We start from the raw sequence: 11,032 nt of genomic DNA on the forward strand, positions 1-11,032 counted from the left end.
GGTTGCTCCGATTTGTTCGGGGGCTTTTTTGGCTCCTTTGCCTACAACTTCTACCAATGGCGTGACCGGAACCTGGTTGCCTGCTATGGATAATACTGCAACTACTACTTATACTTTTACACCAACAGTTGGTCAATGTACCGTGATTCCTTCAACGATGACTATTGTGGTGAATCCGATTCTGGCTACTTTTAGTCAAGTTTCCCCGATTTGTTCTGGTGATGTTTTGGCTCCGTTGCCTACAACTTCCACCAATGGAGTGACCGGAACCTGGTCTCCTGCTATGGATAATACTGCCACAACTATTTATACTTTTACACCAACAGCCGGTCAATGTACCGTGACACCAGCAACGATGACCATCGTCGTGAATCCAATTGTGGCCACTTTCAGTCAGGTTGCACCGATTTGTTCGGGGGCTGTTTTGGCTCCCTTGCCTACCACTTCTCCTAATGGAGTAACTGGAACCTGGTCTCCGGCTTTAGATAATACTACAACTACTACTTATACGTTTACCCCTACTGTTGGTCAATGTACCGTGACACCAGCAACGATGAACATTGTGGTGAATCCGATTCTGGCTACTTTTAGTACTGTGGCTCCAATTTGTTCCGGTGCTGTGTTGGCTCCTTTGCCTACCACTTCTACTAATGGAGTGACTGGAACCTGGTCTCCGGCTTTAGATAATACTACAACTACTAATTATACGTTTACCCCTACTGTTGGTCAATGTACCGTGATTCCTTCAACGATGACTATTGTGGTGAATCCGATTGTGGCTACTTTTAGTCAAGTTTCTCCAATTTGTTCTGGTGATGTTTTGGCTCCGTTGCCTACGACTTCCATCAATGGAGTGGCCGGAACTTGGTCTCCTGCTTTAGATAATACTGCCACAACTCCATATACGTTTACCCCTACTGCTGGTCAATGTACCGTGACTCCTTCAACGATGACTATTGTCGTGAATCCGATTTTTACGCCAATTTTTACACCAATTGCTCCAATTTGCTCAGGCTCTATAAGTCCCGTTTTGCCTACAACATCAAATAATTTAATTACTGGAAGTTGGAATCCAGCAACTGTTAGTAATACTTTATCGGCTACTTATACTTTTACGCCGACAGCCGGTCAATGCGCTTTACCAACAACTATGGACATTACAATAACTCCTAAAATTACCACTTTATTTAACCCAATTGCAGATGTTTGTTATGGTTCTTCTACGCCAATTTTGCCTAGTTCTTCCACCAATGGAATTTCTGGAACTTGGAATCCATCAATTGTGAGCAATACGGTTTCTGGAATTTATACTTTCACGCCAACATCAGGTATTTGTGCAACAACAACAACTTTAAATATTAATGTTAACACCATAACTCCAACTTTTAATATTGTTTCTTCAATCTGTGCTAACACTACTGCACCAATATTACCGTCCCCTTCTACAAACGGAATAACTGGAATTTGGAATCCTGCTACAGTTAGTAATACCGTTTCTGGAACTTATATTTTTACCCCAAATCCTGGTCAGTGTGCAACGACTACAACTTTAAACATAGCCGTTAATCCAATTCTTACTCCAATTTTTACTCCTATTGATCCAATATGTTTTGGTGCGGTAAGCCCGGTTTTACCTCTTACGTCAAACAATGGAGTTACTGGAACTTGGAATCCGGCAACTGTGAGTAATACAACTTCTGGAATTTATAATTTTACTCCTAATGTTGGAGAATGCGCGATAGGAACTACTATGAGTGTAACAGTTAATCCAACTGTAACCCCAACTTTTACTCCTATTGCACCAATATGCTCGGGTTCAGCAAGTCCGATTTTGCCTACAACATCAAATAATTTAATTACCGGAATCTGGAATCCAGCAATTGTGAGCAATACAGCTTCCGGGATTTATACTTTTACACCAACAACTGGCCAGTGCGGTTTATCAACAACTATGAATGTAAAGGTTTATCAATCTCCAACAGCTTTTACAGTAACAAATACTGATGTAATCAATGAAAGACCAACTGGAATTATTGAAATTAGTAACCCTATTGGCGGAAAAACACCCTATCAATACAGTATAAATAACAGCTCTTTTACACCAGACACAACCTTTTCAAATCTCCCTCCCGGGAATTATACCATTACAATTCAGGATTTAAATGGTTGTCAATTCAGCAAGATTACTACAATAAATTCTGTTTGTATGTATCCGAATGCAATTACCCCAAATAATGATACTTATAATGACACTTTTAACCTTAAAGGATGCGATGTCGTTAATCTTAAGATATTCAATAGATATGGAAGGGAAGTAAATAGTTATACCAACTATTCCGACCAATGGGATGGAAAAAATAACAAAGGAGAATCTCTCCCAGATGGCACTTATTTTTATGTTGCAGAAATAAAAGGTGGAACTTCAAAATCCGGTTGGGTATTTATAGGCAGATAATTTAAAATAAAAAAGCTCCAATTGGAGCTTTTTTATTTGTTTTCATTTGAAAACTATCGATTTAACCACCAAATACTAACATTCAAAACCATAGCAAAGCTGACCCAAAGCAAATATGGAATAAATAAATACCCTGCAATTCTATTGATTTTCACAAATTTAGTATAGGTTTCATAAATCATTAGCCATAGGACAACAATTTCGATACCGGCCAACATTGGATTTTTCAAACCAAAAAACAAAAAAGACCACAAAGCATTTAAAGCCAATTGAATCGCAAAGAAAATTAAGGCGTTTCTAACTGCTTCTTTTTCCTGCTCCATTCGATTCCATACCAGTCCAGCAGCAACTCCCATCATAACACAAAGCATACTCCAAACGGGTGCAAAAATCCAATTGGGAGGATTAAAACTCGGTTTTATCAATGTAGGATACCAGGTTGTAATTGCCGAACGGGTAACCATTCCAGAAAAATAACCTATCACCAAACAAGTGACAACCACGACTAAAATTTTAGAAATTTTGTTCATAATGTGTTTTTATACAAAATTAGTTAAAACTTTGACCGATTCAACAAATAATGAAATCTAACTATAAACCAAAAAAAGTATCTTTGCATAAATTTTTTAATTCATGTTTTCAGCAAACGATTTTATTCCGAAGGAATATTTAGATTCCATAGAAAAAGGAAATTTTCAATGGAGTTCTCCAAGCAACATTGCTTTGGTGAAATATTGGGGAAAAAAAGACAGCCAAATTCCAGCTAATCCTTCGATAAGTTTTACCTTGAAAAATTGCAAAACGATTACTTCTTTAGCTTTCGCCAAGAAGCAAAACAATGATACTTTTTCTTTCGACTTGCTTTTTGAAGGAAACCCAAAAGAAGATTTCAAACCAAAAATTCAGCAATTTTTCGAAAGAGTTTTGGTTTATTTGCCTTTTCTAAAAGGCTACCATTTTACAATTGACACCCAAAATACTTTTCCGCATAGTTCCGGAATTGCCTCTTCAGCTTCAGGAATGGCGGCTTTGGCGATGAATTTGATGAGTTTGGAAAAAGCTCTAAATCCGGAAATGACTGAAGATTACTTTTATCAAAAAGCATCTTTCTTGGCGCGTTTGGGTTCAGGAAGTGCTTGTCGTAGCGTGAAGGGAAAAGTTGTTGTTTGGGGCAATCATAAAAATATTCAAGGAAGTTCCGATTTATTTGGCGTTGAATTTCCAAATACAATTCACAATAATTTTAAGAATTTTCAAGATACAATTTTGTTGGTTGACAAAGGCGAAAAACAAGTTTCGAGTTCCATTGGCCATAATTTAATGAATGGACATCCTTTTGCCGAAAGGCGATTTGAACAAGCGCACGAAAACTTGGATAAATTAATTAACGTTTTCGAAAGCGGAAATTTGGACGAATTCATTACAATAGTCGAAAGCGAAGCCTTGACTTTGCACGCTATGATGATGACTTCGATTCCGTATTTTATTTTGATGAAACCTAATACTCTGGAAATTATCAATGCAATTTGGAAGTTCCGAAACGAAACAAAAATCCCGGTTTGTTTTACTCTCGATGCTGGTGCAAACGTCCATATTTTGTATCCGGAAAACGTAAAAGAAAACGTTTTGCAATTTATTAAACGTGAATTAGTTGGCTATTGTCAAAATGGTCAGTACATTTGTGACGAAATTGGAATTGGAAGTCAATTATTAATTGGATAATTAAATATGAAATCGCGACTAACAACGGATTTGCACAAGCAAACACCAATGAATACGAAGACGATAACATATATGACCGCTGAAAAACATCTTTTACATATATGAAAGGACCTTTATTTTACTCAAAAATATTACTTTTTGGAGAATACGGAATTATTCGTGACTCAAAAGGATTGTCTATTCCTTATAATTTTTACAATGGCGCGCTGAAACGAGAAGAAAATCCATCAGCAGAAGCCATAAAATCGAACGAAAATTTGAAGCGTTTTGTTTCTCACTTAGAAACTTTACAAAGCGAACAAGCCGAATTAGTAACTTTCGATTTAGCCACTCTAAAAAACGATGTCGAAACCGGAATGTTCTTTGATTCCAGTATTCCGCAAGGTTATGGTGTGGGAAGCAGTGGTGCATTAGTTGCAGCCATTTACGATAAATATGCGCAACATAAAATCACGGTTCTTGAGAATTTGACTCGTGAAAAATTATTGCAACTAAAAAATATTTTCTCACAAATGGAATCTTTTTTCCACGGAAAAAGTTCTGGATTAGATCCTTTAAATAGCTATTTGAGCATTCCTATTTTAATCAATTCCAAAGATAATATTGAAGCTACCGGAATTCCAACTCAAAGTCTGGAAGGTAACGGAGCCGTATTTTTATTGGATTCAGGAATTGTTGGTGAAACCGCTCCAATGGTCAATATTTTTATGGAAAACCTGAAAGATCAAGGTTTTCGAAAAATGTTAAAATCCCAATTCATCAAACATACAGATGCTTGTGTCGAAAATTTCTTAGGTGGAGATATGAAATCGTTGTTTGCCAACACAAAGAAATTATCTAAAGTGGTTTTGAATCACTTCAAGCCTATGATTCCGGAACAATTTCATGGTATTTGGCAAGAAGGGATTGACTCTAATGATTACTACCTAAAACTATGCGGTTCAGGCGGTGGTGGTTATATCCTAGGTTTTACCCAAGATCTTGAAAAAGCAAGAATTTCTTTAAAAGACTATAAACTAGAAGTGGTTTATCAATTTTAAAATGTTAAACAGGAAGAACAAGATTTTAATGATGAAACTCATCAGTTTGTTCTCTGTCATTAGAGGTTACAATATTCCAATAATTGTTATAGCCCAATATCTTTCGGCAATATTTATCCTTGCTCCCGAAAAAAGAGCCTTATCTATTATACTCGATTTCGATTTATTTATCATTGTTTTTGCTTCTTCATTGACTATTGCATCGGGTTATATTATTAATAATTTTTATGACCGCAAGAAAGATTTAATCAATCGTCCCAACAAGTCAATGCTCGACCGATTGGTAAGTCAGAAAACAAAACTGCAAGTCTATTTTACGTTGAATTTTATGGTTGTTTTTTTAGCCATTTTTGTTTCTTGGCGTGCATTCGTATATTTCTCAGTTTACATTTTCCTGATTTGGTATTATTCACACCGAATAAAAAAATACCCAATAATTGGAAATCTAACGGCTGCTTTTCTGGCAATCTTGCCATTTTTTGCCATTTTTTTATATTATAAAAATTTTTACGAAGTCATTTTTGGTCATGCCACTTTCTTGTTTTTATTGCTTCTGATTCGGGAAATGATAAAAGATTTGGAGAACATCAAAGGCGACTTGGCAAACGATTACAAAACAATTCCCATTATTTATGGAGAAACCGTTTCGAAAAAAATAATTACCGCGTTGACTATCACGACTATTATTCCAGTATATGTTCTGATTGAAATTTTCGATGTGGGTTATATGGATATGTATTTCTATTTCTGCCTGATTATCCTAATTTTTTTCATGCTGCGCCTTTGGAAATCAGATACAAAAGAACAATTTTTACTACTTCATAATGTTTTAAAATTCTTAATTGTGGCTGGGGTTTTCAGCATTATTCTAATCAATCCAAGCGTGTTGTGGCACGGAAGAAAGTTATTAGAAACAATTTGATTTTTTAGGAGCTATTTCCCGCTGTTCACTATATCTCTTATGGCGAACCCCGCCAAAAGAGGATGCCGTTTCCATCAGGGCTACGAAACCGTAATCCAAAAACAATCAACTATTAAGCAATAAAAAACTATCTTTGCAGAAATTATAGAATATTATGAATAACAAGGAAGGCAATAACAATAAAAGCGGCGGTCGAGCAAACAGTTCTAGACCAAGCTCAAATAAGCCAAAACCTGCGATGCAAAAAAGGGCACAAGGTCCTAAAAAAGTAAAGACAATTGTTAAAGTCGCTGACACAACTGACAAAGTAGAGAAAAAACCAAATCAGGCACCAAAAAGACCAAAAGTAAAAGACGAAATTCGTTTGAACAAATACATTTCTAATTCTGGAATATGTTCTCGTCGTGATGCTGATATTTACATTCAATCCGGAAACGTAAAAGTAAATGGAATTCCTGTTGTAGAAATGGGATATATGGTAAAACCAGGCGATGTCGTGAATTTTGACGGAGCAGTTTTGACTCCAGAGAAAAAAGTATATATCTTGCTAAACAAACCCAAAAACTTTACAACAGCTCTTGACGAAGGTCAGGAATATCGCAATGTTTTGGAATTAGTAAAAGGTTCGACTACTGCCAAAATTGGTCCCGTAGGAAGAATGGACAAAAACACTACTGGCTTGTTGTTGTTTACCAACGACACCGATATGATTCGTAAGTTTACTTTACCAACTAATAAATCATCAAAAATCTACCAAGTTTCTTTAGATAAAAATTTGAAATTTGAGGATTTAGAAAAAATAAATAAAGGTCTTGTTCTTGATGGACACCGCGTTTTTGTTGAAGATGTAAGCTATGTTGAAGGAGAAGCAAAAAGCGAAATTGGCTTGAAATTAAGATCTTCTAATGTTAAAGTGGTACGTTCCATTTTCGAACATTTTAGTTATGATGTTTTGAGAATTGATCGAGTAGCTTTTGCAGGATTGACAAAAAAGAATTTACCTCGAGGAAACTGGAGATTACTTACCGAACAAGAAATTATCAATTTAAAAAACGTATAAGTTTTATAAATTCATTAATAATTTAAATTCCCGCTCTTTTTCAAGCGGGAATTTTATTTTAAAAAAACAAAAATGACATCTACAAAGAATTTATCAATCGCACACAAATGGTTTGAAGCCTTCAACAATCACAATCTGGATCAGCTTTTGTCGCTTTATGATGAAGATGCGGAACATTTTAGTCCAAAACTAAAAATCAAAAAACCAGAAACAAATGGTTTGGTAAAAGGAAAACAATCATTACACGATTGGTGGCAAGAAGCTTTTGAACAGTTGCCAACTTTACAATACAAAGTAACCTCACTTACCGCAAATGAGAATCGGGTTTTTATGGAATATGTAAGAACCGTTCAAGGCGAAAACGATATGTTGGTAGCCGAAGTTCTAGAAATTAAAGAAGAGAAAATTGTGTTTTCGAGAGTGTATCACGAATGATTTATATGAAAATATGTCTAACCAAATTTAGGTCGTTTTAAACACAAAGCTAACAGGATAGTACCAATTAGTAATTTATTTTTTCTAATCTTAATTCTGTTGGCTTATCTTTTTCATCGAAATTCTCACTTAATAAAATATATCCTTTTTTGGCTGAAAAAGCGTTTATGCTACTAATTTCTGTTTTTAAATCCAATGATTGTTTATTGAACTTTCCATTTGAATAGGAAACTACACCAAAAATCGTACTCTTTTTTCTGTTTTTTGTATTTTTCTCATTGTCATTAAAATAAAAAAGAAATTCGTCATCACCCATATTTTGGTAGTCCAAAAAATAAAAAAAGCCATATTTTTTTATTTCATATGAGTAAAACGCTGAAACACCAGGAAACTTGTTTCTAAATTTTTCAATTTCAAATACTTGTACAAGATCCAAGTTTTTAGATAATTCCAAAAAATATATATTATTTGTTTTTATTGGTGAAGAACTGAAAGCTTCACACACAACTATTATTTTGTTATTACTCAATTCAAGCATATTGTGTATAAAAATATTACCTTCCTTTTTTATATAACCATATTTATCAATAGCAAATTTAGATGCCATATTTGCCCAATTGTTATAAGTTTCTTTAATAACTTTTCCACTCTTTGCATCTAAAATAATTTTAAACAAACCTATATTTTCTTCATCTGAAATAAAACCAAATTGAGATTTTTTTGAATAATTGCCGAATAAAATTACTTGATTATTATTTATAGAACAATCAACTACTTTATAGGCGTTACTATCTTGATTTGGAAAAAAATATTCATCATTCAAAACCCCAGTTTTTGCATTAAAAAGCATTACTGATACTGTTGGTTTGTAACCAGCTTTAGTGTAGTGATTAAAAAACACAATGTAATCCTGGTTTGATTTTATTAACGAAAGCTCTTTATAACCAAATTGAGTTTTTTCTAAATTATAATCAGTTTTCCACTTTTGATTAAAATTTTCATCGTAACAAATTAAAGATTTTACATCACTATATTTATCTTTTTTACTTTTATCAACAAGTAATCCAATATTATTTAATCCGATTATATTAAACGTTTGATTCTCATTAAAGTTCTTTAAAGTTCTGTCAAAAAGAGGGTTTATGTTAAGCTTATCTTTATTAAAAATGAATCTATCACTTAATATATTGGTCTTTAAATCCAATATTCTATATCTTTTAAAAAATTCAAGTCCATCTGAATTGTCAGAAAATTGAATTAAAAGTTTATTATTAAAAATAGAAACTTTTACACTAACTATATCAGCCTTAACTAGCCAAGAGTTGTATTTCATTTCTGTTATTGTACCTTTTGTGACTTTTGTTAAATTTTCATCTAAAACTACGTATTCTAAAGTGTATGTTTCTTTTGCAATTTTATCAGTTTCAAATAATAAAAAATAACCTTTTATGTTATTGTTTTCGTCTTTAATTTCTACCTCATCGTATAGTTTTCCATTTGAAATTTTTTTCAAATCGGTTATTTGAGCATTAACACTAAAACACAAAAACATTAAAAACAACAGCGGTTTTGATTTCATAATTAATTTTTAAATTGGTTTACTAAAATTTCCAAATCACTCATTTTAATGTTATTAATAAAATTTATGAATCTATTTAAACTTTGTGAATTATTCTTGTTGTCTAAACTAGGCATATATTTCGAAATGGTGTAATTTGATTTTGATTTATATATTTTATCTAATGTCAAAAAAATTATCACTTGTAAATCCTCATTGTTCTTGTCCAACTTATACAGTTTTAAGGATTCATACAAACAAGTACCATAATTTTGGTTTGAATATAAATTGATAAGGTTTTGAGGGACACAATTTTTTTTAATTCCTAAAAAAAAGGAGGAATTTGTTTGCTGTCCATTAGTGACAATATGTTTTTTTAATAATTCAATTCTAGTAGTGCAATCTGGATGCGTCTTTAACGAATCGATATTAAATGCATTATTTGTGTCATATTTTTGAAACAAAGACTGCTCTGATTCAAAATATTTTATTTTCAATTTGAATCTGTTATTTTCAAAACATAATTTGCAATCTTGAATTGTCAAAGAATCTCTTTCTTGGTTTGATTTATCTAATTTATTTAAAAGACTAATTGCATATTCTGGATTCCTTAAAGTTTTTTTATAGAAATTCAAACCTATTGAATCTGCTTCAATTTCTTTTTTTCTTCTTTCGGAATAGTTTTTATACTTGATGTTTTTTAAAAGATTATTTGCTAATGTTGCTTTATTGTACTTTTGCTTTCGAATTTCATTGGTCTTTTGAATAATTTCCCCTGATGTTGATTGCTTAGCGAAATTTTCAATTTCGTTTTTTACGTGATTCAAATATTGATGTCCAATTTCGTGAGAAATCACAAAGACTAATTCATCTTCATTTTCAACCGCCAAAAAAAGACCATAATTAATAATTATGGTGCCATCTCCAATATTTGAAGCATTAATTTCGGAGTCTTTTGATAATAAAATTGTATATTCTTTGGAATCAATGTTGTTTTTCTTTAAAACTTCTGTCAACAATTCTTGCAAATAAGAGTTAATATTTTTATCACTAATAAAATTGTTGTTTTTTATATTTTCTAAAAATTCTTTTTGATTTTCAATATAAATTTCTTCAACAATTTTCTTTTGATTTGATTTTATTAAATCAAGGTTTTTATTGAATGCATCATACTTTGATTTATATTCTTCAAATAAATTTATGTGGAATTCTTTCGAAGAAATAGTATCTAAAGGTAAAAATCTATCTTGACAAAAAACAGAAAGAGAAGTGAAAATAAAAAAAACAATAAATGTATTTCTCACAATTTGGGAAAATAAATGAATCCCAAACATACGATAATTATTACATCCAAACAAATTTTAATACTTCATTAAAAGATTACTAAAAACTATAAATAACTATTGAAATTAACGACAATAACGTTTGAACAACCCCTAAAAGCAAATTATAATAAAGAGGAATATATACAAGATGTTAAAATCGAAAAAATACATTGATTTAGAACCAAAATAAGAAAAATAGAGAATTTCTACTTCCACTTCAAAGTCTCCATCAAACGCTGCATATCATTTCGAACATAACTTGCTGCAGGCATAATGGAATCGAAATTGGGTTTTGCGTAGAAATAAACAGAACCTGTCACAAAATGTTTAATGCTGTCAGTTACATAAAACTGGGAATTTGTTGCTGCATTGCCATCAACCTGATAGAACATTCCATATACTTTTTGGGTTGGATTCAAATACGGTTGCTCTAAAATATCATCCGCTTTAATCACGTGTTCATAGGTTAATTTTTGGGCATCTTTCAGCAACAAATTAATATCATTGTTTACTGG

The 11,032-nt window shown here is 32.6% G+C and carries 9 protein-coding genes and 1 pseudogene; 6 read left to right on the forward strand and 4 right to left on the reverse strand.

Translation table 11 applies throughout. The annotated features are described in order from the left end of the window. The coding region (locus ACH2BV_RS08775; RefSeq protein WP_395050350.1) for a gliding motility-associated C-terminal domain-containing protein at positions 1-2,455 on the forward strand (2,455 nt) is incomplete at its 5' end. 53 nt (positions 2,456-2,508) lie between these two features. On the opposite strand, the gene ACH2BV_RS08780 is transcribed toward ACH2BV_RS08775, so the two are convergent. Beyond that, positions 2,509-2,985 (reverse strand): TspO/MBR family protein, encoded by a 477-nt coding sequence (locus ACH2BV_RS08780; RefSeq protein ID WP_395050351.1) that lies wholly within the window; start codon positions 2,983-2,985, stop codon positions 2,509-2,511. 103 nt (positions 2,986-3,088) lie between these two features. Here ACH2BV_RS08780 and ACH2BV_RS08785 point away from each other — a divergent pair, with 103 nt between their 5' ends. The 5 genes from ACH2BV_RS08785 (at position 3,089) to ACH2BV_RS08805 (ending at position 7,634) form a co-directional block, all read left to right on the forward strand. Further along, entirely contained in the window at positions 3,089-4,177 is a 1,089-nt protein-coding gene (locus tag ACH2BV_RS08785; RefSeq protein ID WP_395050352.1) for a diphosphomevalonate/mevalonate 3,5-bisphosphate decarboxylase family protein, read from the forward strand. 101 nt (positions 4,178-4,278) lie between these two features. Then, the gene (locus ACH2BV_RS08790; protein WP_395050353.1) at positions 4,279-5,217 is read left to right on the forward strand and encodes a mevalonate kinase; all 939 of its coding nucleotides are present in this window, start codon (positions 4,279-4,281) and stop codon (positions 5,215-5,217) included. 1 nt (position 5,218) lies between these two features. Next, the gene (locus ACH2BV_RS08795; RefSeq protein WP_395050354.1) at positions 5,219-6,139 is read left to right on the forward strand and encodes a geranylgeranylglycerol-phosphate geranylgeranyltransferase; all 921 of its coding nucleotides are present in this window, start codon (positions 5,219-5,221) and stop codon (positions 6,137-6,139) included. 154 nt (positions 6,140-6,293) lie between these two features. Beyond that, on the forward strand, positions 6,294-7,199 hold the full coding sequence (locus tag ACH2BV_RS08800; RefSeq protein WP_395050355.1) for a pseudouridine synthase: 906 nt from the start codon (positions 6,294-6,296) through the stop codon (positions 7,197-7,199). A 72-nt stretch (positions 7,200-7,271) separates the two neighbouring features. Then, positions 7,272-7,634 (forward strand): nuclear transport factor 2 family protein, encoded by a 363-nt coding sequence (locus tag ACH2BV_RS08805; protein WP_395050356.1) that lies wholly within the window; start codon positions 7,272-7,274, stop codon positions 7,632-7,634. A 67-nt stretch (positions 7,635-7,701) separates the two neighbouring features. Here the strand turns inward: ACH2BV_RS08805 and ACH2BV_RS08810 are convergent, their stop codons facing one another. The 3 genes and pseudogenes from ACH2BV_RS08810 to ACH2BV_RS08820 all read right to left on the reverse strand — a co-directional run. After that, entirely contained in the window at positions 7,702-9,213 is a 1,512-nt protein-coding gene (locus tag ACH2BV_RS08810) for a DUF6770 family protein (RefSeq protein WP_395050357.1), read from the reverse strand. A gap of 2 nt (positions 9,214-9,215) precedes the next feature. Further along, positions 9,216-10,496, reverse strand: a complete 1,281-nt coding sequence (locus ACH2BV_RS08815; protein ID WP_395050358.1) for a M48 family metallopeptidase — start codon at positions 10,494-10,496, stop codon at positions 9,216-9,218. A gap of 227 nt (positions 10,497-10,723) precedes the next feature. After that, positions 10,724-11,032: pseudogene (locus ACH2BV_RS08820) on the reverse strand (gliding motility lipoprotein GldD); the annotation flags it as partial.

This window comes from Flavobacterium sp., assembly GCF_043780635.1.
In the GTDB taxonomy this organism is placed as follows: Bacteria; Bacteroidota; Bacteroidia; order Flavobacteriales; family Flavobacteriaceae; genus Flavobacterium.

What these genes read in the sequence shown, in the direction of transcription:
- ACH2BV_RS08780 (WP_395050351.1), bottom strand. Translation starts at nt 2,985, where the DNA reads ATGAACAAAATTTCTAAAATTTTAGTCGTGGTTGTCACTTGTTTGGTG.
- ACH2BV_RS08785 (WP_395050352.1), top strand. Translation starts at nt 3,089, where the DNA reads ATGTTTTCAGCAAACGATTTTATTCCGAAGGAATATTTAGATTCCATA.
- ACH2BV_RS08790 (WP_395050353.1), top strand. Translation starts at nt 4,279, where the DNA reads ATGAAAGGACCTTTATTTTACTCAAAAATATTACTTTTTGGAGAATAC.
- ACH2BV_RS08795 (WP_395050354.1), top strand. Translation starts at nt 5,219, where the DNA reads ATGTTAAACAGGAAGAACAAGATTTTAATGATGAAACTCATCAGTTTG.
- ACH2BV_RS08800 (WP_395050355.1), top strand. Translation starts at nt 6,294, where the DNA reads ATGAATAACAAGGAAGGCAATAACAATAAAAGCGGCGGTCGAGCAAAC.
- ACH2BV_RS08805 (WP_395050356.1), top strand. Translation starts at nt 7,272, where the DNA reads ATGACATCTACAAAGAATTTATCAATCGCACACAAATGGTTTGAAGCC.
- ACH2BV_RS08810 (WP_395050357.1), bottom strand. Translation starts at nt 9,213, where the DNA reads ATGAAATCAAAACCGCTGTTGTTTTTAATGTTTTTGTGTTTTAGTGTT.